General features: G+C 68.4%; 25 protein-coding genes and 1 riboswitch. Of the genes, 12 read left to right on the top strand and 13 right to left on the bottom strand.

The features are described from left to right. Positions 1-90 precede the first annotated feature (90 nt). Positions 91-387: an MTH1187 family thiamine-binding protein gene (locus HKK74_RS37930; RefSeq protein WP_187248265.1), complete on the top strand. Its 297-nt coding sequence runs from the start codon at positions 91-93 to the stop codon at positions 385-387. An 11-nt stretch (positions 388-398) separates the two neighbouring features. On the opposite strand, the gene HKK74_RS37925 is transcribed toward HKK74_RS37930, so the two are convergent. The 3 genes from HKK74_RS37925 to HKK74_RS37915 all read right to left on the bottom strand — a co-directional run bounded on the left by HKK74_RS37925 (position 399) and on the right by HKK74_RS37915 (position 2,154). Continuing rightward, a complete protein-coding gene (locus tag HKK74_RS37925) occupies positions 399-854 on the bottom strand; it encodes a GNAT family N-acetyltransferase (RefSeq protein WP_187248264.1) in 456 nt (151 codons plus the stop codon). 348 nt (positions 855-1,202) lie between these two features. Continuing rightward, entirely contained in the window at positions 1,203-1,388 is a 186-nt protein-coding gene (locus HKK74_RS37920; protein WP_187248263.1) for a hypothetical protein, read from the bottom strand. Positions 1,389-1,551: 163 nt separating this feature from the next. Beyond that, positions 1,552-2,154 carry a TetR/AcrR family transcriptional regulator gene (locus HKK74_RS37915; RefSeq protein WP_187248262.1) on the bottom strand — a complete coding sequence of 201 codons (603 nt, stop codon included), beginning with the start codon at positions 2,152-2,154 and terminating at the stop codon, positions 1,552-1,554. Between the two features lie 85 nt (positions 2,155-2,239). Between HKK74_RS37915 and HKK74_RS37910 the strand changes: the two genes are divergently transcribed. Continuing rightward, complete coding sequence (locus HKK74_RS37910; RefSeq protein ID WP_187248261.1) at positions 2,240-2,977, top strand: SDR family oxidoreductase; 738 nt, start codon at positions 2,240-2,242, stop codon at positions 2,975-2,977. 26 nt (positions 2,978-3,003) lie between these two features. Further along, a complete protein-coding gene (locus HKK74_RS37905) occupies positions 3,004-3,228 on the top strand; it encodes a hypothetical protein (protein ID WP_187248269.1) in 225 nt (74 codons plus the stop codon). A gap of 139 nt (positions 3,229-3,367) precedes the next feature. On the opposite strand, the gene HKK74_RS37900 is transcribed toward HKK74_RS37905, so the two are convergent. The 3 genes from HKK74_RS37900 to HKK74_RS37890 form a co-directional block, all read right to left on the bottom strand. Then, positions 3,368-4,201 carry a polysaccharide deacetylase family protein gene (locus HKK74_RS37900; protein ID WP_187248260.1) on the bottom strand — a complete coding sequence of 278 codons (834 nt, stop codon included), beginning with the start codon at positions 4,199-4,201 and terminating at the stop codon, positions 3,368-3,370. Between the two features lie 270 nt (positions 4,202-4,471). Next, complete coding sequence (locus HKK74_RS37895; RefSeq protein WP_187248259.1) at positions 4,472-4,867, bottom strand: hypothetical protein; 396 nt, start codon at positions 4,865-4,867, stop codon at positions 4,472-4,474. A 489-nt stretch (positions 4,868-5,356) separates the two neighbouring features. Then, positions 5,357-5,980 (bottom strand): DUF7677 family protein, encoded by a 624-nt coding sequence (locus tag HKK74_RS37890; protein WP_187248258.1) that lies wholly within the window; start codon positions 5,978-5,980, stop codon positions 5,357-5,359. 123 nt (positions 5,981-6,103) lie between these two features. Between HKK74_RS37890 and HKK74_RS37885 the strand changes: the two genes are divergently transcribed. The 4 genes from HKK74_RS37885 (at position 6,104) to HKK74_RS37870 (ending at position 10,313) form a co-directional block, all read left to right on the top strand. After that, entirely contained in the window at positions 6,104-7,354 is a 1,251-nt protein-coding gene (locus tag HKK74_RS37885; RefSeq protein ID WP_187248257.1) for an SMI1/KNR4 family protein, read from the top strand. Positions 7,355-7,460: 106 nt separating this feature from the next. Continuing rightward, a complete protein-coding gene (locus HKK74_RS37880; RefSeq protein WP_187248256.1) occupies positions 7,461-8,483 on the top strand; it encodes a hypothetical protein in 1,023 nt (340 codons plus the stop codon). Positions 8,484-8,492: 9 nt separating this feature from the next. Then, positions 8,493-8,686, top strand: a riboswitch (cobalamin riboswitch). Positions 8,687-8,719: 33 nt separating this feature from the next. After that, entirely contained in the window at positions 8,720-9,340 is a 621-nt protein-coding gene (bluB, locus tag HKK74_RS37875) for a 5,6-dimethylbenzimidazole synthase (RefSeq protein WP_187248255.1), read from the top strand. Positions 9,341-9,479: 139 nt separating this feature from the next. After that, positions 9,480-10,313 carry an SDR family NAD(P)-dependent oxidoreductase gene (locus HKK74_RS37870; RefSeq protein WP_187248254.1) on the top strand — a complete coding sequence of 278 codons (834 nt, stop codon included), beginning with the start codon at positions 9,480-9,482 and terminating at the stop codon, positions 10,311-10,313. Positions 10,314-10,483: 170 nt separating this feature from the next. On the opposite strand, the gene HKK74_RS37865 is transcribed toward HKK74_RS37870, so the two are convergent. After that, positions 10,484-12,238, bottom strand: coding sequence for an NAD(P)H-binding protein (locus tag HKK74_RS37865; RefSeq protein ID WP_187248253.1), 1,755 nt, complete (start codon positions 12,236-12,238; stop codon positions 10,484-10,486). 169 nt (positions 12,239-12,407) lie between these two features. Between HKK74_RS37865 and HKK74_RS37860 the strand changes: the two genes are divergently transcribed. The 4 genes from HKK74_RS37860 (at position 12,408) to HKK74_RS37845 (ending at position 15,621) form a co-directional block, all read left to right on the top strand. Beyond that, on the top strand, positions 12,408-13,373 hold the full coding sequence (locus HKK74_RS37860; protein ID WP_187248252.1) for an AraC family transcriptional regulator: 966 nt from the start codon (positions 12,408-12,410) through the stop codon (positions 13,371-13,373). A gap of 349 nt (positions 13,374-13,722) precedes the next feature. Then, a complete protein-coding gene (locus HKK74_RS37855; RefSeq protein ID WP_222723238.1) occupies positions 13,723-14,241 on the top strand; it encodes a GNAT family N-acetyltransferase in 519 nt (172 codons plus the stop codon). A 753-nt stretch (positions 14,242-14,994) separates the two neighbouring features. After that, positions 14,995-15,261, top strand: a complete 267-nt coding sequence (locus HKK74_RS37850) for a hypothetical protein (RefSeq protein ID WP_187248251.1) — start codon at positions 14,995-14,997, stop codon at positions 15,259-15,261. 15 nt (positions 15,262-15,276) lie between these two features. Continuing rightward, positions 15,277-15,621, top strand: coding sequence for a putative quinol monooxygenase (locus HKK74_RS37845; protein WP_222723237.1), 345 nt, complete (start codon positions 15,277-15,279; stop codon positions 15,619-15,621). A gap of 76 nt (positions 15,622-15,697) precedes the next feature. On the opposite strand, the gene HKK74_RS37840 is transcribed toward HKK74_RS37845, so the two are convergent. From HKK74_RS37840 to HKK74_RS37830, 3 genes are all read right to left on the bottom strand, one after another. Then, the gene (locus HKK74_RS37840; RefSeq protein WP_187248250.1) at positions 15,698-16,138 is read right to left on the bottom strand and encodes a hypothetical protein; all 441 of its coding nucleotides are present in this window, start codon (positions 16,136-16,138) and stop codon (positions 15,698-15,700) included. Positions 16,139-16,443: 305 nt separating this feature from the next. Beyond that, positions 16,444-16,818, bottom strand: coding sequence for a GNAT family N-acetyltransferase (locus tag HKK74_RS37835; protein ID WP_187248249.1), 375 nt, complete (start codon positions 16,816-16,818; stop codon positions 16,444-16,446). 387 nt (positions 16,819-17,205) lie between these two features. Further along, positions 17,206-17,811, bottom strand: a complete 606-nt coding sequence (locus HKK74_RS37830; protein WP_187248248.1) for a hypothetical protein — start codon at positions 17,809-17,811, stop codon at positions 17,206-17,208. A gap of 67 nt (positions 17,812-17,878) precedes the next feature. Between HKK74_RS37830 and HKK74_RS37825 the strand changes: the two genes are divergently transcribed. Continuing rightward, positions 17,879-18,298: a hypothetical protein gene (locus HKK74_RS37825; protein ID WP_187248247.1), complete on the top strand. Its 420-nt coding sequence runs from the start codon at positions 17,879-17,881 to the stop codon at positions 18,296-18,298. Positions 18,299-18,515: 217 nt separating this feature from the next. Here HKK74_RS37825 and HKK74_RS37820 read toward each other — a convergent pair whose 3' ends face one another. The 3 genes from HKK74_RS37820 to HKK74_RS39485 form a co-directional block, all read right to left on the bottom strand. Further along, positions 18,516-19,553: an RNA polymerase subunit sigma-70 gene (locus HKK74_RS37820; protein WP_312882183.1), complete on the bottom strand. Its 1,038-nt coding sequence runs from the start codon at positions 19,551-19,553 to the stop codon at positions 18,516-18,518. 277 nt (positions 19,554-19,830) lie between these two features. Then, a complete protein-coding gene (locus tag HKK74_RS37815) occupies positions 19,831-20,214 on the bottom strand; it encodes a hypothetical protein (RefSeq protein ID WP_187248246.1) in 384 nt (127 codons plus the stop codon). A gap of 333 nt (positions 20,215-20,547) precedes the next feature. Then, positions 20,548-20,871: HNH endonuclease signature motif containing protein (locus tag HKK74_RS39485; RefSeq protein WP_222723236.1), on the bottom strand; the 324-nt coding region annotated here is incomplete at its 5' end.

The raw sequence follows: 20,871 nt of genomic DNA, 5'->3' as shown, positions 1-20,871 counted from the left end.
CGCCCCGATACTTCTGCCGACGGGGTGGAATCGCGGTATCCGCGGGGTATGAAGCTGTCGCTGCGCCGGCTTCGCTGAAAGGACTTCTCCGTGCTCGTAGCCTTCTCCGTCACTCCGATCGGCGCGGGTGAGGCCGTTGGGGAGATCGTCGCCGAGGCCGTGCGGGTCGTCCGGGCGAGTGGCCTGCCGAACCGTACGGACGCCATGTTCACCACCATCGAGGGTGAGTGGGACGAGGTCATGACCGTCATCAAGCAGGCCGTTGACGCGGTCGCCGAGCAGGCACCACGGGTCAGTCTCGTGCTGAAGGCGGACATGCGCGAGGGCGTCACCGATGCGCTGTCCGAGAAGGTCGAGACGATCGAACGCGTACTGGCCGACGACTGATCACACAGGCGTCAGGACGCCGCCGCGTAACAGCGGACGGCCACGGTCCGGTCCGGCGGCCACTGCTGCTCGACGGTGGCCAGCAGTTCCCAGCCCAGCCATTCGTACAGGGCGGCCGCCGCGGTGTCCGAGGCCAGGACATCGAGCACCGGGTGCAGGCCGCGTCCCTGGGCTTCTTGTACGGCCTGCGCCATCAACGACGCACCGATCCCGTGGCCTCGTACTCCCGGAGCGACGAACAACCGGCTGACCACTGCGGTGGCGTCGCCGGTCACGCCTTGACGGGTGCTCCACAAGGCAGGTGCCACATCGCCCGCCTCGCTTCGGGACAGACCGATGTGGCCGACCACCAGGCCGTCCAGTTCCGACACCCAGGCCGCGAGCAGCGATGGCCGACACAGCCAGTCGCGCGGATCGGCGGGCCAGTTCAGCGGATAGCCGTCGCGTTCGTGGACCGCGGCGAGCATCCGGACACACTCATCGAGGTCACGGTCGGTTCGACGCCGGACACGACGGCGCGGACCTTCACCGGACGCGATGACGCTCTCGCTGTTCACCGCGGAATGAAAACACAGAACAAGCGCCCGTGACCAGCCGCCGACGTCATGATGCGCCCGTCCCCCAAGCTCCCCGGAAGAATGGTCTCCCTGGGATGTCGAAGGCACGTGGACGGCTCCGACCTGATTCATGAAGGTGCCCCGGACGGAACACTCCGGTCTCGGGGAGCCCTCGCCAGACGGCCCGAGGACCCCTTCGCCGACGCGAAGGTGGCCCGGCCGAACATGACGAGAAGGAGCCTGCGTCGACACCTTCCTCTATGGGCGGGTGGGGTGGGAGATGATGTCCGGGTACTGCGCTTCGGCTCCCGGACCACGCTCCTTCGGCACGAGCGCGACGGGTCGGGCCGTTAGGGAGAGCAGCGTGGTGTCATCCGCCGCGATGGTGGTGGTCCGGTGGTCGAAACCGGCTCGATCGAGCCGGGCGACCAGCAGCTCTTCCAAGAGTCGGACACCACCCGCGGTGGGCGAGTTGTAGAAGAGCCACAGGTGCCCGCCCGGACGCAACAGGTCCGCGACGAGTCGCAGTTCGTGCCGGGCGGGGCGGGTCCAGCGACAATGCCCGGCCCGAGCAGCGCGGTGGCTTGTCCACGGGGTGTGGAGGACGTCAGGGGCGGCCGATCCCGGTCAGCAGGTTGGCGACGAGCGCTTCGGCGAACTCGTCGGTCAGCGGCAGGTCGGGGATGAGGAGCCGGTGGTAGCAGGCCCCCCAGAGCTGGTCGACGACCACCTCGGAGTCGACGTCGGCCCGCACCTGACCGCGTTGCTTGGCGCGCTCGAGGGCTTCGACGGCCAGTGCCCTGCGCGGCGCCGAATAGCGCTCCCGATAGGCGGCCGATAGTTCCGCGTCGGTCTGAGCCTGCCCGATGAGCTCGGGTATGACGTGCCCCGCCCGGGTGTCGCGCATCAGGTGGACGAAGGCCCGTATCTGCGCGGTGAGGTCGGTCGCGATGTCGCCGGTATCGGGAAAGGCCAAGGTGTGGCCGACGACGCTGAAATAGCCGGCCAGGGCGAGCGCCCCCTTGGAGGGCCACCACTTGTGGAGCGTCACCCGGCTCGCGCCGGCGAGGGCGGCGACCTTCTCGATGGTGAAGCCGCCCATTCCCTCCGCGAGTAGGAGTTCGCCGGCCGCCTGCAGAACCTCACGGCGCACCTGGTCGGTGGGGCGTCGTCCACGCCCCCGGCGGACGGGCTCAGCGGACTGTGTCATGCGTCACCTAACGAAATATATGGACAGTGTGTTCACTTGAGGGTATATGTACATAGTGTAAACATGTGCCGGAGGGGAATCCACCATGAACACCACGTCGACACGCGTAGCGATCATCACCGGCGGCTCGCGCGGCATCGGCCGCCGGACGGCGGAACGGCTGGCCGCGGACGGCTTCGCCGTCGTCGTCAATTACGCCCGCAACGAGGCCGAGGCCAAGGAGGCGGTCGACGCCATCACCGCCGCCGGTGGCCGGGCCATCTCGGTACGCGCCGACGTCGCCGACGAGGCCGCGATGGGCGCGCTGTTCGACGCGGCCGAGGAGGCCTTCGGCGGCGTCGACGTCGTCGTGAACGCCGCCGGCCAGATGTCGCTGTCACCGCTCGTCGACCTCGACCTCGAGGTCTTCGACCGGATGTTCCGCACCAACGTCCGTGGCACCTTCGTCGTGAACCAGCAGGCCGCCCGCCGGGTGCGCGGCGGCGGTGCGATCATCAACTTCTCCACGTCGGTGCTCGGGCTCCTCCTGCCCGGCTACACGGGCTACGCGGCCACCAAGGGCGCCGTCGAGGCCGTCACCCGGATCCTCGCCCGCGAGATGCGCGGCCGCGACGTCTCCGTCAATGCCGTGGCGCCGGGACCCACCGCCACCGCGCTCTTCTTCGAGGGCAAGGACGAAGAGACCGTCGCCCGGTTCGCCGCCCAGCCTCCGCTGGAGCGCCTCGGCACGCCCGACGACATCGCCGAGGTCGTCGCCTTCCTCGCCGGCCCGGGCCACTGGGTCAACGGGCAGGTCATCCGGGCCAACGGCGGCCTCGCCTGACCGAAGACCGACGATGGCGGCGATGGTTGGACGCCCTCGCGTCGGTTACGCGGCCGAACTGGCGCGTTTCGGCATCGAGACCTCGATCGTCGTACCCCGGTGCCTTCACGTCCGGCACCATCCACTTCGCCAACGGCGGTCCCCCCGCCGACGACGGCTCGCAGGAGGTCAGCGACGTCGCCGACCGCGTCCGCGCCGACTCCTTGCGACGTATCGGCCTGGCCGACCTGCTCACCCCCGCCCGGACCTGACCCCGCGACGGTGCGGGCCGCCCCGCTCCGCGCCCGCGAACAACGCGATCGCCGACGCGAACCGTGAAGCGCTTCGTGAGACGTTTCGTGAAGCGTTCGCGGGCGCGGGGAGTACGGGAGGCCCGAGGCGCTCACCGGCTCAGGTTCCGGGAGGGGCCAGACCGGCCTGAGGCGAGCCGAGGAAGGCCGGGTACTTCTCGCCGGGCTTCAGCTGGTTGCCGTAGATCTCCGGGACCGTGACGAAGGTGAAGCCCTTCTGGGTGAGCTTGTTGAGGATCTCCGGTACCGCGGCCACGGTCGTCGGCTTCACGTCGTGCAGGATGACGATGCTGCCGGGCTGGGTCTGGGTCACGACCTTGTCGACGATCTTCTTGGTGTCGCGGTCCTGCCAGTCCACCGTGTCGACCGTCCACAGGATCTGTGACAGCTTGTGCTGCTTGCAGATGCCGTCGAGTTGCTTGTCGGTGGATCCGTACGTCGGACGTAGCAGCGTCGGCCACTTGCCGGTCAGTTCCTTGAGGATGCGCTGGGTGCGGCCGATCTCCGTCTGGACCGTGGCGGCCGGAGCCCCTTGCAGCTTGGCGTGGCTGAACGTGTGGTTGCCGATCTCGTTGCCCTGGGCGGCGGCCTTCTTGACGATGTCGGGGTACTGCGTGGCCTGCATGCCGAGCACGAAGAAGGTGGCGCGCGCGTTCTTGGTCTTGAGCATGTCCAGCACCTTCGTGGTGTCGAGGACCGGGCCGTCGTCGAAGGTCAGCGCGACGCACTTCTGCCTGCGGCAGTCGACCCTCTGCCGTGGGGCGGGCGCCGCCTGGGACGGACGCGGGTTGTCGGCGGCCGGGACGTTGAACATGACAGTGTCCGAGGGGTGGGCGGCCGGTGCTAACTTCTTCGTTCCGGGCGCGAAGACTCCGACGGCGCTGGCGATCACCAGTGCGCCGCCGAGCGTGCCGCCCAGTGTGGCGGCCACCACGGCCGGTCGCCTGATCAGAATGCTGATTTGCCTCGATTTATTTGCCACTTCATCCCCCGCTCGCTGTTCTGGCATGACTACGCACAGGATTCGGGGCGGCTGCGAGACGGTCCCGGCGGAGCTGCCGGTCATCGGCGACCGCGGTGGCCTGCCCCATCGCCAGAGGTCATACCCACAACCGTCGAGGCCGGACAGTTGAGGGAGCGAACACGGAAGGACTTGACGTGCCGATGAGGTGGTTTCCGCCCCCGACCGGCGCCGCTGCCTGCGCTACCGGCGCGACCGGTGCCCTTGGCCACCCGTACGCCGGTGAATCCGGCGGCCTCCGCGCTGAGCGTCCCGGCGTACCGTGGCCATGGCGGCCGCGCCGGAGGCCACCGTCCCGAGACCGGCGATGATCGCACCGAGCGCGGCCAGCCACGCGGCCCCGTTCCCGCCGCCACCGGTCGCTGAGACCGTCGGCGTGTTCGGCTGGGTGACGTAGACCGTGACGGTCGCGGTAGCGGGGGGCGCGCTCGTGGCAGGGATCGAAGAACTGACGGACGGTTGACCCGACTGGGCGGGCGGCCGATCGTCGGTGCCCGCCCAGTTCCACATGAGGATGCCCCCCAGCGTCACGACCGACAGCACGATCGCGGCGACCGCAGCCAGGCAGCCGAGTCGCATCGAAGGCGGGCCCGCCGCTTGATACCCGTACGCCGGCTGACCTTCGTATTCCGGCGGTGGCGGTGCGCCCCCGCCGGGGGCCGGTCGTGGCGGTGCGCCCCCGGGGTCCGTCGGCGGGGGCTTCCACAGCGTCTGATCGTCCGGCGGCCACGGTGTCGACGGCCGTGGCGGTGGCGGTGTCGGCCGCGATTGCCGCAGCGGTGGCGCCGGCGGCGGTATCGATGGTGCCGGGGGTGATGGTGCCGACTCCGCGGGTTCCACCCGCTCCACCGGTTCTACCGGCTCAGCCGGTGGCGCCGGTGGTGACGCCTCCCGGTTCCTGTTCGCCCGCCGGAAGGCGACCCATGCCAAGGTGAGGCCGAGTAGGCCGATGAGCGAAGCGATCAAGCCGGAGCTCGCAGCGGACGCCATGAATCGAGGTTATTGGCGTTCACCCCGGCGCGGGCATGACTGACTCGATATGGACGCGCCCGATCGAGGTGCGCGGCGCTAGAGCAGCTCGAACTCCCAGTGCTCGAACGGCGGATCCACCCGGTAGTCGTGCTCGAGGTACCTGCGGAGCCACTGCGCGGCTCGGCGCTCGGCGTGGCCGGCGTTGACCGGGGTGCCGTCCGAACCGATCCGGAGCACGTTGGCGAACACCATGACGACGGCTTCCGGCAGAGAGCCGCCCTTGAAGAGGTCCGGCACGTAGTCGAGCCCGTCCAGCACGTCGGGCACGAGGGTGCCACGGCCGAGCCTGCGGCCGAACGCCACGGTCGCGTCCTTCCACCCCTCGTCGAACCCCGCCAGGGCCAGTTCGGCGTCGGTCAGCGACGGCGGTTCATGGCGGGCCGGATCGCACTGTGCGGCGAGCCATGCCTCCACCCGGTCGTACGGGGCGAGCGATGCCAGGTCCCGGTCGTCCGGTGGCCGGTGATAGCCGTCGAGCAGGATCGCGAACAGCCGTCCGATGGTGTCGTCGTACCGTGTGACGATCTCGGTGTAGTCGAGCTCGTCCACCGGGTCGTCCGCGCCGTACGCCGGCAGGAGCAACGTGCCGTTGCCGAGGTAGAAGGCGAAGAACCGCAGGTCGCTTCGAGTGCCGGGCGGGAGTGGCCGGGTGTCTGACACGGGTCGCCCATCTGCTCTGTCGCGACGGCGGGGAAGGTAAGTCTGGCACGCGCGGCCATGAGCCAACCCCTGTCGGCGTGGGGTGGTAGAAGTTCCTCGGAAACTGAGCGTGAAGGGGCATCTATGGACGACGTACAGGAAGCCGGGCACGAGCTCATCCGTACGAACCCGGAGGAGGCCGTGCTGGTGCTCAGGCCCGGGACGCTGCCGGCCGATCCGGGGGACGAGCAGGACGGCCCCGCCGACCCGACCCCGGCAGGCGACCCGGACGAGGCGGTCCGCCTGTTCCGGGAGTACCTCCGGCTGCGCACGGAGATCCTCGGCCAAGAGGAGGAAGAACTACCCGCCCCACTGGACCCGGCGCGGCGCGCGGAGCTGGCGGCGGCTTGCCGCGTTGCGCTGCCCGCCGACCTGCTGGCGTTGTACGGGGAGGCCGACGGAGAATTTGACGGGATCTTCCACAACCACCCGTGGTTCGACCTCGAGTCCACCGTGCAGGGGCCCGGCTATGACTACGACATCCCCGGCTGGTCCGGCAACCCGGTATGGGGCCAGCGGTTCGATGCCGTCCCGCCGGGAAGGGTACGCCGGTCACGGAGCCGCCCTGGATGGATCCCGTTCGCCACCAGCGAAGGCGGCGCCTTCCTGGCGGTCGACATGGACCCCGGGCCGGCCGGCCGGCCCGGCCAGGTCATCGCTGTGGGCATCGATCTGGTCGGCCCGGTGTATGTGGCCGACTCGGTGACGGCGATGCTGCGCCGCCATGTGGAGGCGCTGCGGCGCGGGGACTACGAACTCGACGAGGGCTACCTCGATGTCGGCGCCCAGTGGCCCGACAGATGGAATCTGGAGGAGAAGCTCGGCTGGGACGCCGGTGACCATGGGGAATCCCTGCGGGAAATGCCGTCCACCGTCCAGTACCTCACCTCGTACCAGGCGGCCGGGCTCGATCTGGAACCTGCGCGACGCGCGCCATTGCTGCGGAGCGTGACGCTGGCTGGTCCCGGCCCCGTCGACCTGCACCCGCTGTGTGACGCCCCGTTGGAGACCGCCCACCTCTTCCTGGACCACAACGACCTGTCCCCGCTGGCGGGCCACCCGACTCTGCGTGCCCTGCGGCTCGGCTCGCGGAACCCCGTGGACCTCGGCGTGCTGCGTACCCTCCCTCGATTGCACGGCCTTGACCTCTCGCGCGCCGTCGTACACGACATCGAAACCCTCCTCGACCTGGACAGACTGCTCTTCCTCAGCCTCCGGCACGAACAGTGGCTCCAACTCTGGGAACACGGCACTCTGCCCTGGCTCGCGGCGGCCGGCCTGGGCGGCACCCCATCCCCGGCCGACGCGGAAGAGTGGGCGGCCCGCTTCCGGTAAGGCCGCGTCACCTTCGCGGGTGAGCCGGCCGGTGCTCGCGGGGGAGGTGGGTCGAGCGGACGACCGGGAGCCTGTCGGGTGACGGACGTTCACTTGGAGGGCGACGATGACGAGTTCGTTCATCGCCGGCGCTACGACGCCGGCGGCAGGATGGTGGCGGCGGTGGCCGTCGTGGGTGGGCTACGCCGCGTGCGGTTGGGCCGTGCTGTACGGCTGCGTGCTGGTGGTGGTCGCGCTCGCCAGGGGATCACTGTTCGATCTACCGCAGGCAGCGTGGGTGGCCGCCGCCGTCATGTTCGCCGCCGCAGTCGCGGCGGCCGCCACCGTACGCCCGTGGGGGCGGCGGGTCCCGCGCGGTGCCGTGTCGGGCGGCGTGTGGACCGTGGCCGCGCTGACCCTCGGCGCCAGCGCGTTCCTGCTCCTCAACCTGATCGAGCTGGCGGTGACCGGCACGGTCCGCGACCGCGAGGGCGACCCGGACTGGTCGGGATTCGCCGCTCGCCTGTGCTTCGCCGCGGGTGCCGCTCTGCTGGTCGCCACGGCGCTGTCGTGGCGCCACCGTACGGCCGCGACCTGCGCCCGCTGCGGCGACGCGCATTCCCCGGAGGCGGTGGCGGCCGTGGAGCATCCGGCACCGCATGCCGCGCCGCGCCGCGTGCGCTGGATCGCTTACGCCGGGTGCGCCGCCTTCGTTCCGTACTATGCCGTGCACGGTTTCCGTACGGCGGGTCACACCGTGCCATGGGCCGCCTGGTTCGTCCTCGGCGGTCTGATCGGGCTCGCCGCCTTTCTGCTGCTGGGCCTGGTACGGCCGTGGGGAATGGCGTTTCCCCGCTGGACGTGGTGGTTGGCGGGCCGGCGAGTGCCCCGGTTCCTGCCGCTGACACCGGTGTGGCTGGTGGCTCCGACGCTCGCCCTGTACGGCACGGGAGGCGGCGTCTACACGATCCTGGCCGGGGCCGGTGTCGTCGGCGACTACGACGCCGGAACGCTGCTGCTGGCCGGGGCGGCGATGACCGCGTTCGGCGGGTACGGCTGGGCCCTCGCCATCGCCGCCGTGTCCTATCGGCTCCGCACCCGGCCACGCTGCGTTCCGGCCGTACGGCCGCTCAAGATCGATGCGAGGTAGAGTCACGGTCGGCATGAACTGATGCGAGGTGCCCCGTACGGGGAGAATCGGGAAGCCGGTGTGATTCCGGCACGGGCCCGCCGCGGTGACCGGGGAGCCGCCGTCCACGCGCGTACGCGCAGCCACTGGCCGCCAGGCCGGGAAGGCGGGTGGTGAGGTGTAGATCCGGGAGTCCGAAGACCGGCCTCGCTCCACCGGCCACCGCCACGGTGGCGCGACGCAGCGGGAGCCTGCCCATGAACGCCGACATCTACGAGGTCGTCCACCGCCGCCGTGACGTGCGTGCCGAATTCACCGGCGCGCCGATACCCGAGGACGTCCTCCGCCGGATCCTCACGGCGGCGCACGCCGCGCCGAGCGTCGGGCTGTCCCAGCCGTGGGACTTCGTCCTCGTGGCCGACCCGGCCGTACGGCGTGCTTTCTACGAGCACGTCCAGCACGAACGCGCCACCTTCGCGGCGACGCTCACCGGGGCGGATGCCGAGCGCTTCGCCCGGATAAAGATCGACGGTGTGCTGGAGAGCAGCCTGTCGATCGTCGTCACCTACGATCCCGAGCGTGGCTCCCCGGCCGTGCTGGGCCGTCACGCGATCGCGGACGCGGGGCTGTACTCGGTCTGCCTGGCCATCCAGAACCTGTGGCTGGCCGCCACCGCCGAGGAACTCGGCGTGGGCTGGGTTTCGTTCTACCGGGAACCGTACGCACGGCGGCTGCTCGGCATCCCGGACGGCATCCGCCCGGTGGCCTGGCTGTGCGTCGGCCCGGTCACTCATCTGGAGACCACACCGGATCTCGAACGGCACGGATGGCGCGCCCGCCGCCCGCTCGACGCGGCGATCCACCATGATCGTTGGTGAGCACTCAGTCCCCGCGGCAGAGCAGCCGACCTGCCGCCGTTGACGGCTCTCGTGTATCGAATCGAACTGAACCGATTTGAACTGAACTGAACTGAACCGAGTCGAACCGAACCGAAGCGCCGTCCATCCGGAGCCGCACATGACAAGCGCACGAACGATCTTCATAACCGGCGCCACCGACGGTCTCGGCCGCGCCGTGGCCGACCGGCTCGCCGCCGAGGGCGCCACTCTGATCCTGCACGGCCGCGACCGGGACCGGCTCGACGGGGTCGCCGCCGATATCCAGGCCGCTCACGGGGTGCCGCGCCCGCGCACGGTGCTGGCCGATCTCGCCGATCTTGCGCAGGTTCGCCGCCTGGCCGACGACGTACGGGAGGCGACCGGCCGGCTCGACGTGTTCGTCAGCAACGCGGGGATCGGCAGCGGCGAACCCGACGGGCGCTCCCGCCGTACGAGTGCCGACGGGTACGAACTCCGCTTCGCCGTCAACTACCTCGCCGGGTTCCTGCTCACCATGGAACTGCTCCCGTTGCTCCGGGCCTCGGCGCCGGCCCGCATCGTCAACGTCGCCTCCATCGGGCAGCACCCGCTCGACTTCGACGACCTCATGATCGAACACGGTTACAGCGGCGGCCGCGCCTACGGCCAGAGCAAGCTCGCCCAGATCATGTCCGGCTTCGAACTGGCCGGCCGCGTGCCCGCCGCCGAGGTCACCGTCAACAGCCTGCATCCGGCCACCTACATGCCGACGAAGATGGTCCTGGCCGAGGTGGGGCACCACATCGACAGCCTCGAGACCGGCGTCACCGCGACCCACCGGCTCATCTCCGATGCCGGCCTCGCCCAGACCACGGGCGGATTCTTCGACCGCACCCGCGAGACCCGGGCGAACGCCCAGGCCTACGACGCCGACGCCCGGGCCGAACTCTGGCGGCGCAGTGCCGAACTCGTCGGCCACCCCTCCGTGGTGTAGGCCGTCCTTCTCTCGTCATCAATGCGGGTGTTCGCGGCTGTCCGGCGCGAACACCTGCGTGATCACGACGGCTCTGTCGTGCGGCGGTGGCGGGTCTGGTTCAACCGGTCGAAGGCGTGCACGAAGTCGTTCGCCTCGCTGTAGCGCTCGGCCGATGCCGGGGTCGGATGTCAGGGGATGATGGTGATCTTGCCGTGGGTCTGGCCTGCCTGGCTCTTGCCGTGGACGAGGGCGAGGTCGGCCAGCCGGTGCGATCCGGTGACCTCGACGGTGAGCTCGCCCGTGTCGATGAGCTCGACGATCTCGGTGAGCTGGCCGGGTTCGTTGCGGGCGAGGAAGTGGACGGCTGTGACCTGCGCGCCGGCGGGCGGCTCGACCGGCGTGGCGATCGAGACAATGACGCCGCCTGACCGGACTAGAGGAACAAGGTCGGCGGCCGCCGTGGGGGTGATCACGGCGAGGTTGATGACGGCGTCGACCGTGGCGTCGAGCGCGTCGGCGAGGGGGGTGCTGGTGTAGTCGATGATCTGGTTGGCGCCGTGGGCGCGTACCGCCGCGGCGCTGCGTTGGCTCGCGGTGGCGATCACTGTTGCCCCGGTGCGCTTGGCGAGTTGGACGGCGAACGCACCGACGCCTCCGCCGGCGCCGTTGATCAGGACTCGCTGGCCTGAGGTGAGGTGAGCGTGCTCCTGCACCGCCTGATAGGCGGTGAGCGCGGCGACCGGGACGGCGGCGGCATCGGCCAGTGGGATGGTGGCGGGCGCGTGGATCAGTACGTCAGCGGGGGCGGCGACGTACTCGGCCGAAGCCCCGCCGTAGTCGAGGCGGCCGATCACCCGGTCGCCCACGGTGAACGAGCCAGCCTCGCTTCCGACCTGCGTGATCGTGCCCGAGACATCGAAGCCGAGGGTGTAGGGCAGCTCAACCGGCAGTACATCCTGCAAGTACCCGGCGCGAAGTGCGGCGTCGGAGGGGTTGTAGGAGGTCGCGGCGACCCGGATCAGCACCTGGTCCGGCTCGGGCACCGGAAGCGGCACCTCCTCGTAACGGATGACATCGGCATCGCCGTACTCGTGGATGCGCGCGGCGCTCATGGTGTCGCGGAAAACGCTGGAGTGGTCGCTCACCCACTCGCGGAACGTACGGGCGGGCGTCCCGGTGATCTTCTCGACCGTCGAGGTGACCGGCCCCGGCTCGGTCACCAGCTCGGCCTGCGCGTGGAGAATGCCGTCCACGGCCGCGTCTGGCCAGCCGCGTGCGAGCATCTGCTGCCGCGCGATCTCCGCGGGTGCCTCGATCCAGCGCACCGGGCGGCCGATCACCTCACCGATGATGCGCACCTGGTCCGCCTGGGCCAGGGAATCCGGTCCGGTCAGCTCATAGATCGCGCCGGCGTGCCCTTCGCCGGTGAGCGCACGCACCGCGACGGCGGCGATGTCACGCTCGTGGATTGGGGCCGTGGTGGCCGCCCCGTACGGCCCGCGCACCGCGCCTTCGGCACGGATCTGCTGAGCCCACCCGAGAGCGTTGGCCGCGAAGACATGTGGCCGCAGGAACGTCCACTCAAGCCCGCTCTGCTCGATCAAGTGCTCGGCCCGCTGTTCATGGTCGCGTACCGCCGCCGACGACAGGTAGACCACGCGGCGCGCGTGCTCGGCGACCACGTCCAAGACCGCAGACATCCCCTCGGCCGTGGCAAAAGGCCATACCAGGAACACCGCACCGATCCCGGACAGTGGCGCGTGCAGGCTGTCTGGATCGGTCAGGTCACCACGTATGACCTCGATGCCGGCCCGCAGCCTCACCGCGTGGGGATCACGGGCCAATGCCCGAACCTCGGCTCCCGCGTCCACCAGTTGAGCCACGACCTGCCGGCCCACTGTGCCAGTCGCGCCCGTGACCAAAATCCTGCCCTGCCTATTCATCAGCAGTTCCTCTTCCTCAAAGGTCCCGCAGCCCAACCTCGGCGCCGCAGTTCGATCCCTTCGTCCTGTGATCAACCGTAGGAAGGCAGGAGAAGATCTCCTATGCGTTGGAGTCGCCGGTTTATTTGCAATCGTCTTCACTGCGCCCCGGGGATAGACTCTCCGACCCATGGACGTGCTCAGCGATGTGATCGCCATCATGCGTACCGGACGGCCCCGCTCAGCCCGCGTTCAATGGCACGCCCCCTGGGGACAGCGCTTCCCCTCCGCCCTAGGCTCGGCGGGCTTTCAGGTGATCCTCCAGGGCTCGTGCTGGCTGACCCCGCTAGGCGGCGGCACGCCCATCGCGCTGGGCGTCGGTGACGTGGTGTTCTTCCCCCACGGGCACGGATACGGCCTGGCCGACAGCCCCGCCATCCCACTGGCCGAACCCGACTGCGACCCGCTCGACGACGCCGCCCTCTACGCCTCAGCGTCCATCGGCCAGCCCCTGCACGGCACCCCGACGGTGACACTCTGCGGCGGATACCAACTCGCCCCATCCCGGGCCCACCCGCTGCTGCGCGACCTACCCGACATGGTCCACCTGCCCGCCCGGCTCGGACACCGCGCCGAACTACGCGCCGCCGTCGACCTGCTCGCCGGCGAACTCGACCATCCCCGCCTCGGCACCGACACGATCGTGCCCGCCCTACTCGACACACTGCTCCTCTACATTTTGCGAGCCTGGTTCGACGAGCATCCCGAGCGGAGCACAGGCACCGGATGGGCCGCGGCACTGGCCGACGCGGCGATCAGCGCCGCGCTTCACGCCATCCACCGCGACCCGGCCCACCACTGGACCGTCGCGACCCTGGCCGCAGAGGCAGGACTGTCACGCGCCGCCTTCTCCAAACGCTTCACAACCATGATCGGCCAACCGCCGTTGACCTACCTGACCTGGTGGCGTATGACGACCGCTGCACGACTGCTGCACGCCTCCGACACCCCACTCAGCCAGGTAGCTGCCCAGACCGGCTACACCTCCGAGTTCGCCTTCGCCAACGCCTTCAAACGGGAGTACGGAACCGCTCCAGGCCGATACCGCCGACACGGTCATGCAAGGACGCGAAACGAAGAACAGCACCCGGCCTGACCGCAACGCCAACCATCCAGATGCTGGTGGGATCGGCGCAGCGGGGCCGCCGTGGGGCCAACTCGGATTGGCAACAGCCAGAAGGGGACTGCTCAGCACGGACCGAGCAACTGTCCTGCGACAGTTGATCTTCCTCTTTGCCAGCGAATCTTGCTGGACCGGGGGTCTTTGCCACCACGGGTTACTCAATACATGATCAGTGGAGCTGAGAACCTCGGCCTGGCGGCCAGGTGCTTGCTAAACCGAGGGCCAGTGGCCAAGGGTCGTCTGGCGGGGGCGTTCCCTGCGGGCATTCTTGTCGGCGGCTGGTGCGACGCTCTGGCGACGTGGCAGGACTGGGGGAAGGCAGATGGCCGGGTCCGATCCGTCACACAGTGACGTGCAGATCAGGGATGTCGAAGACGGTGACGTTGAGTTGTTCTTCGAACACCAGATGGACCCGGAGGCGACCCGGATGGCGGCGTTCCCGGCAAGGGAACGGGATCCGTTTATGGCTCATTGGGCCAAGATCCGGGCCGACCAAACAGTCGTCACACAGGCGATAGTCGTGGACGGCCACGTGGCCGGCAACGTCGTGAGCTGGGAGCAGTCGGGGAAGCGCACGGTCGGCTATTGGATCGGCAGTCGCCACTGGGGCCGTGGTATCGCGACGAAAGCGCTCACACTCTTCCTCGGCCGCGTGACGTCGCGGCCCCTGTATGCCTACGTCGCCGTCCACAACGTCGGCTCGATCCGGGTATTGGAGAAGTGCGGCTTCCGGCGAGTCCAGGCCCAAGACGTCCAGTCCTCCACCGCCGAGATGGGCGAGGTCGAGGAAGTCATGCTCGTCCTGGACGCAACGCCGGTAGCGACCCGACCGCGGCGCTGACCCCCTGCGGTCGGGCCGACGCCGTCCAAAACTCAGAGCCACACGACGTTGAGCAAGGCCGACTGGCGAAATCCACCCTCGCCGGTTCCCAGTGCGACGAGTTCCCGGGGTGAGCGAGACCGGTGTTTGCCGATCAAGTTTCCACCCTGCAGGTCTGATCGGGGGCATCGAGGAAGATCTTTTGTCGCCGGCCAGCAACGAGTCCTCCGGCCGCAGGTCCCGAACCACCATGGGGCCGGGTTGGCCTTGGAGCAATCGTTGAAGTTCTTGGTGCTGGGCGGCCAGGCGAGAGATCGCCGATGTCTTGAAGTCGGTCAGCTCCCGGATGGTGGTATCGCATTCGGCCAGCCGTCTCTTGAGTTCGCTGTTCTCGGGTTTGAGACGGACGATCTGCGCATCGCGAGGGTCAGGGATCTCTCCAGCCAGCCGAAGATCCATCCTGGAGTCGGCGTTCGAACTCCTCGGCGAGGTGTTGATAAGGGCCCGGCCGCCTGGCACTTGAACGTGTGCTCGCCGGAACCGGACGGCGCGCACACCCGTCCCGGGCAGGGGAAGGCCCGGACGACGTCGTACGGCTCGGCGAACGCCGGAGCGGAAGGAGCCGGGCCGTACGACCACGAGTCGGCGCGGCGGTGCGGATGCCACGGTCTCACGCCCCCGGAGGCCGCATCCCGTACCGCCGCGCCGACGACCGGTGACCATCGGCGTACGTCGGGAAGCCGTCAGCCGACCACCCATCGGAGAGACCTGAGCATGAACATCACGTATGAGCTGCACCTGCTCAGACGGCGTTTCCCGGCCATCACCGTGTGGTTCGGGCAGGCGACGCACCACTACTGGGCGCTGGTGGATGATCGGTTGATCGAGGCGAACACTGCGCTGAAGCTCGCCGACGCGATCAGGGGCGCTCAGGCCGGCCCGGTGCCGCATCCCGGTCACCGAGCGATCCCACCGGTCGCGGCGCGCGCATACGGCGGCGGGACACGACGGCGGTCGGCTGACCCGAAGCCGATCTCGTGACGTGCACTTGGCACGATGGGCCATTATGCAGACACCTCGGGCACGATCGAGGAGGCCCCGATGACGTACGGCTACATCGGTTCTATGAAGACCATGCCGGGTCGGCGGGACGAGGTCGTCGCCCATCTGCTGAGCGGCGCGGACGGTCTGCGCGCGGCGGGATGCGAGCTGTACGTGGTGGGCGTGGCCGAGGACGACGATGTCACGATCTGGGTGAGCGAGGTCTGGAAGAGCGAGCGGCATCACAAGAACTCGCTTGAGCTGCCCGAGACCAAGGCCGCCATCGGCAAGGTGATGCCGATGCTCACCGCGGAGTTCACCCGTCAGACGCTGTCCATCGCCGGCGGCCTCGGTCTCTAGATCGCACAGAAGGCGCCGTAGTCCGCACATGACCGCGGCCGAGAGGTGCCCGCCCGGCCGCGGTCACCGGCTCGTCTCACTCGACTCGCGTCATGGTGGACTCGTAGCCACCTCCGCCCGGGTAGACCCATCCGCCGGTGACGGTGTCGCCGTCGGCGCTGAAGGTGCCCTTGAAGTAGGCGGGGGAGCCCTTCTCCCCGCCCCAGATGGTGAGGACATCGCCCTCGAGCTCGTACACGTAGTCCAATGTGTCGCCCTGGCTGCCGTAGTAGCGGGACTTGATGTCCTCGCTCGGCTCGGCTTCGAACCGGCGCTCCCGGCCGATGATCTCGATTCCCTTGATCGGCCGCCCATCGTGCTCGAGCACGATGTCCTGCGCCAGGAAGAACCCGCCCTCCATCCACCGATAAGTGACCTCGCCCTCTGCACCACCCGACACCTTCCAGGTGCCGACCAGCCGTTCGAGGCTCCTCAGCTCGGCGTCGGGCTCGGGCATCCGCTGCGCGTTCTCCGTCATGACCGTGTTCCTCTCTTCGTGACTTCGCGGCACCGTCGCGGTGCTCGGACGTCTGACGGTTGAGCGAGCCGAAAGGAATCGGTCGTCTGGGGGATTTGTCGACGACCTTTCGTGACCGCTCCTGGTGTCCGGCGACAAAAGATCTTCCTCGATGCACCCGATCAGACCTGCAGGGGGAAACTTGATCGGCGAACACCGGTCTCGCTCACCCCGCATGGGAACTGGCGGGGTGGATTTCGCCAGTAGGCCTTGCTCAATGTCGTGTGGCTCTGAGTTTTGGACGGCGTCGGCCCGACCGCAGTGGGTCAGCGCTGCGGTCGGGTCGCTACCGGCGTTGCGTCCAGGATGAGCATGACTTCCTCGACCTCCCCCGTGTCGGCGGTGGAGGACTGGACGTCTTGGGTCTGGACTCGCCGGAAGCCGCACTTCTCCAATACCCGGATCGAGCCGACGTTGTGGACGGCGACGTAGGCATACAGGGGCCGCGACGTCACGCGGCCGAGGAAGAGTGTGAGCGCTTTCGTCGCGTTGCCACGGCCCCAGTGGCGACTGCCGATCCAGTAGCCGACCGTGCGCTTCCCCGACTGCTCCCAGCTCACGACGTTGCCGGCCACGTGGCCGTCCACGACTATCGCCTGTTTGGTGTTCGAAGAACAACTCAACGTCACCGTCTTCGACATCCCTGATCTGCACGTCACTGTGTGACGGATCGGACCCGGCCATCTGCCTTTCCCCAGTCCTGCCGCGTCGCCAGAGCGTCGCACCAGCCGCCGACAAGAATGCCCGCAGGGAACGCCCCCGCCAGACGACCCTTGGCCACTGGCCCTCGGTTTAGCAAGCACCTGGCCACCAGGCCGAGGTTCTCAGCTCCACTGATCATGTATTGAGTAACCCGTGTGCAAAGACCCCCGATCCAGCAAGATTCGCTGGCAGAGAGGAAGATCAACTGTCGCAGGACCCACCGAACAGGAAACCCCAGGTCACAACTGGCGGCCGAGTATCCGGCATCCACACCCACCGGTTGCGACTACGCCTCGGCTGCACCAGTGGCTGCCTGACCATCCTGCTCAGGCGAGTTCGAGGGTTCCATCGCTGAAGCGCGCGACAGCCTGGGCGATCTGTTCGGGGGTAGCAGATGTTCCCTTGATCCCGATGGCGACGGGCGCGCCGAACTTTGCCTTGTTGGTGTCGCCGCCGACGACGTCTACGGTGTCGTAGGGTTCGACAAGCAAGTACGGCTGTCCTTGTATTGAATCGATCCAGATCCGCTTTACCTGTGGCCACGCGATCAGCAGGTCATAGTTCTTCGAGAACTGCTGCCTGAGAGCGAGCCCATCACGGGTGATCTTTGGGGGCAATGCCGCAAGGCGAATCGATTTTGAGACCAGCGCGGCCGTCCAGCACAAGCCCACCACGATGAAGATCACGCCGATCAAGAGTCCTGACGTGAAGCTTCCAGCCAGTATGAACACCAACACCACGATGGCAGCGCCAGCCAGAGTCGCAGCCAGCGAAATGGCAACACTCACGGCCGCGACCCTTCCTGTCGATGAACTGATCGCCAGTTCATCCTGCTGAGCGTCGCTCATCTGGTCCCTCCGCATCAGGCAGCCCGTCTCATCCAGCCGTTCCAGATCTTGGCAGACACCCAGCACCACCCATGCCAGATTCATCACTCTGCTCGGCTGTGTTCGGCCGTACGGTTTTTCGGTGTAACTCCTGATCAAGGAGTGACACCTGATGGCGACAACCGAGGCGAAGACGGACGCCGTGGTGGCCAAGTCCGGCAAGACCGCGCAGGGTGGGGAGGCCGCCGATGCGCCTCACCCCCAGACGGCAACATCAGACAGCGCACGGGCTAACCGCCGTATCGGTCGTGAGCGTCGAATTCACCGAAATCGTCCTCAAGCCAACCGACTAACGTTCCGCGATGTCCGAGACCTGACCTCGCGCAACGGTGTGCTCGTCCGCTGTTTTCTCGATCCCACCACCGAACCGGAGCAGGCCGCCGAACGCCTACGCGAAATCTGGGGCGTCGGTGTGGACCTTGAAGTACGGCTTCGGAGGCCTCTGGGATCCCTGCTACGCGGCTGGATCACACGTCTCGGAGCAAAAGCAGCAGCCGAAGGTGCCCGTCTACTGAGCGAGCGGCCGAACTGACCCGAGACACCAGGGGACCGACACACCGTGACCATCACGAAATATGGGCCAGATCCCAGAACTCGTCCGTGATCACGCCTCTGGAGACCGAGAAATGGGGCCGAATGGTCGTTGGGTTCTAGAGGTGGTCGGGCCGCTTGATGTCCGTGGAATCACTCAGGGCGGCTTCTTCAGAGGACCGCTTTCTCAGGGCGCTTCTTCAAGGGCCGGCTCCTCCTCAGAGCCGGGCCGCCAGGCGGAACGCGGGGAACAGTTCGGGGCCGAAGGTGGTGATCTCGGCCACGAGGCCGTTCTCGATCCGCAGGACGTCGAGGTTGACGGCCTCGTAGTGCGGCTCGCCGTGCCGCCGCACGTAGTTCGCCACCGCGGGCTGCCGGTTGGCGGCGGTGGCCACCGTCCGCCAGTCGCCCCACGCTTCCGGGCCGATCATGACGGGTGTCCACATGGCGAGGATCGCGTCGCGGCCCTCGAAGCAGAAGGGCTCCGGCGGCATCGTCTGCCGAGCGTCCTCGCGCAGCAAGGCGGTCAGCGTCTTCAGGTCGGCCCGCTCGGTGGCCTCCATGAACCGCCGCAGTACGGCGCGCTCCTCGTCGCTCGGATGGGTCGACGGCCCCCACTCCGACCGTTGCTCCGGCAGATGCGTGCGGAGGGTCGCGCGAGCGCGCTGCAGCGCGCTCTTGAGAGAAGGAAGGCTGATCTCCAGTGCCTCGGCCGCCGCGGGCGCCGGCCAGCCCAGGACGTCGCGCAGGATCAGCACCGCCCGCTGTTTGGGGGGCAGATATTGGACGGCGGCGAGATACGCCAGTTCGATCGTCTCTCTGGCGATCGCCACGGCGTCCGGCTGACCGTCGCTCGGCGCGGCCGCGTCCAGCAGATGATCGGGATAGGGCTGTAGCCAGGGGATCTCCGCCATCGACGAGCGCGTCCCGCCGGAGTCGGCGGCCATGGGCACCTCACGCGCGCGCGACGGGCCGGCGAGGGCATCGAGGCAGGTGTTCGTCGCGATCCGGTAGAGCCACGCCCGGAACGTCGAGCGGCCCTGGAAGCTCTCCCGCTTGTGCCAGGCCCGCAGCAACGCCTCTTGCACCATGTCCTCGGAGTCCGCGAACGAGCCGAGCATCCGGTAGCAGTGCACCTGGAGTTCGTGCCGGTGCTGTTCGACGAGCCTGGCGAACGTCGCCTCGTCACCCGAGTGGATCGCCGCCACCACAGCGGTCTGCTCGGCACCGCCCGGCTCGTCCGCTCGCCCGTCCACGACGTCCCTCCGGTTCCGCGCGCCGGCCCGATCGAATGGGTCGCACGGTGGGCGCCATCGTAATGCGCGCACTCACCGCCGCAGTTGTGCGCCAACGTTATGGGCGCACATCGCCGCTGCGGTACTGATCTGCTGCGCGACTGTCCTGGCTCAGTGATCCTGATGACGGCTCACCGAACCTGATGAGAACGGAGATCAATCTGATGCCTGGCTCAGTGGATCTGATGCCGTACTGGGGCCGCCCCGGGCGCGGCCCGGGGCGGCGTTGGTGGACCGTCTAGGGCCGGCAGTCCATGGCTATGACCTCCATGGCGTTGGCGAGGCCGAGTGCCCGAGCCTGATGGCACGTCCAGGCCGGCACATGCGGGTGGTAGCGCGGCTGGTTGATGACCAGCTTGACCGGTCCGCTCACGCCGGTGGTGGGGGCGCCGTTGGAGGCCTGGCAGCCGATGCCGCGGATCGAGATCGGGACGCCGGTGTTTCCTGGGGTATCGGTCTGGCAGGTGTAGGTGGGCTCGCCGGCCGCAGCCGAGACCGTGGCAGCCTGGGCGGCGGGGGCGAGGGCCAGTACGCCCGTGGCGATGCCCAGGGTCAGGCCGATTGGCAGGGGAGGGTGACAAGCGCATGGGTTCCCTCTCGTTGGAATACTGTGTGCACCCATGCAATCATTCCCAGTAATCATTGACTAGGCGTCGAACCCGTTCGCGACCGCACCCGTGCTGCGGATGGGCCCGCGTTCGGCGCGTCCGTTCCTTTCGCTCGCATCAGGTGCGCTGAGCCACAGAGGCGGCGCGGCTGGATCGGCGTATCTGATGCCGCGCAGGTCAAAGCACCGAGCCCGCATCAAGTCCGCTGAGTCGGGACAGCGACGAAGGGACGAGTCAGCCAGGGCGGACCGGCATGTCACAGCCCGGCGGACCATTGGACTCGATCTCGAGGGGCGTCGTGCGCCGCCCCTCGCGGTGCGCGCACTCGCCGGGTTCGGTGGTGGTGGTCATGGTCCTTCGGGTTGTCGGTCGCTCTCTTGCGGTCGGCTCGGCCGACTTTGCCTGGTGTCGGTTGTGTGGTGTTTTGCGTCCCAGGGTGGGAGGCAGTGGATGGTGTAGCGGCCGTTGGCGTTCCGGATGGTGCGCACCCGGTCCGGATTGTCTTCGATCCACCGGTTGTGGAACCCGCACGCCGGGGCCAGCTTGTCGATGTCGGTGGGTGCGCCGAGTTTCCATCCGTCGGTGTGGTGGATTTCGCAGAGCCCGGTGGGGATGTCGCATCCGTCCACGACGCAGGTGGCGTACAGGGCGCGGAGCACTTGGCGTTGCCT

The sequence above is a fragment of the Actinomadura alba genome (genome assembly GCF_014323705.1).
GTDB classification, from domain to species: Bacteria; Actinomycetota; Actinomycetes; order Streptosporangiales; family Streptosporangiaceae; genus Actinomadura_C; species Actinomadura_C alba.
The sequence above is the reverse complement of the archived record's forward strand: the minus strand, read 5'-3'. Positions and strand labels throughout refer to the sequence as shown.

Excerpts from the sequence above, each read along its gene's own strand:
- HKK74_RS37870 (WP_187248254.1), top strand. The coding sequence starts at position 9,480 with ATGACAAGCGCACGAACGATCTTCATAACCGGCGCCACCGACGGTCTC.
- HKK74_RS37865 (WP_187248253.1), bottom strand. The coding sequence starts at position 12,238 with ATGAATAGGCAGGGCAGGATTTTGGTCACGGGCGCGACTGGCACAGTG.
- HKK74_RS37915 (WP_187248262.1), bottom strand. The coding sequence starts at position 2,154 with ATGACACAGTCCGCTGAGCCCGTCCGCCGGGGGCGTGGACGACGCCCC.
- HKK74_RS37910 (WP_187248261.1), top strand. The coding sequence starts at position 2,240 with ATGAACACCACGTCGACACGCGTAGCGATCATCACCGGCGGCTCGCGC.
- HKK74_RS37840 (WP_187248250.1), bottom strand. The coding sequence starts at position 16,138 with ATGACGGAGAACGCGCAGCGGATGCCCGAGCCCGACGCCGAGCTGAGG.
- bluB (WP_187248255.1), top strand. The coding sequence starts at position 8,720 with ATGAACGCCGACATCTACGAGGTCGTCCACCGCCGCCGTGACGTGCGT.
- HKK74_RS37925 (WP_187248264.1), bottom strand. The coding sequence starts at position 854 with ATGCTCGCCGCGGTCCACGAACGCGACGGCTATCCGCTGAACTGGCCC.
- HKK74_RS37830 (WP_187248248.1), bottom strand. The coding sequence starts at position 17,811 with ATGAATCTGGCATGGGTGGTGCTGGGTGTCTGCCAAGATCTGGAACGG.
- HKK74_RS37885 (WP_187248257.1), top strand. The coding sequence starts at position 6,104 with ATGGACGACGTACAGGAAGCCGGGCACGAGCTCATCCGTACGAACCCG.
- HKK74_RS37845 (WP_222723237.1), top strand. The coding sequence starts at position 15,277 with ATGGGCCATTATGCAGACACCTCGGGCACGATCGAGGAGGCCCCGATG.
- HKK74_RS37880 (WP_187248256.1), top strand. The coding sequence starts at position 7,461 with ATGACGAGTTCGTTCATCGCCGGCGCTACGACGCCGGCGGCAGGATGG.
- HKK74_RS37855 (WP_222723238.1), top strand. The coding sequence starts at position 13,723 with ATGGCCGGGTCCGATCCGTCACACAGTGACGTGCAGATCAGGGATGTC.
- HKK74_RS37860 (WP_187248252.1), top strand. The coding sequence starts at position 12,408 with ATGGACGTGCTCAGCGATGTGATCGCCATCATGCGTACCGGACGGCCC.
- HKK74_RS37850 (WP_187248251.1), top strand. The coding sequence starts at position 14,995 with ATGAACATCACGTATGAGCTGCACCTGCTCAGACGGCGTTTCCCGGCC.
- HKK74_RS37815 (WP_187248246.1), bottom strand. The coding sequence starts at position 20,214 with ATGGGTGCACACAGTATTCCAACGAGAGGGAACCCATGCGCTTGTCAC.
- HKK74_RS37895 (WP_187248259.1), bottom strand. The coding sequence starts at position 4,867 with ATGCGACTCGGCTGCCTGGCTGCGGTCGCCGCGATCGTGCTGTCGGTC.
- HKK74_RS37825 (WP_187248247.1), top strand. The coding sequence starts at position 17,879 with ATGGCGACAACCGAGGCGAAGACGGACGCCGTGGTGGCCAAGTCCGGC.
- HKK74_RS37835 (WP_187248249.1), bottom strand. The coding sequence starts at position 16,818 with ATGTCGAAGACGGTGACGTTGAGTTGTTCTTCGAACACCAAACAGGCG.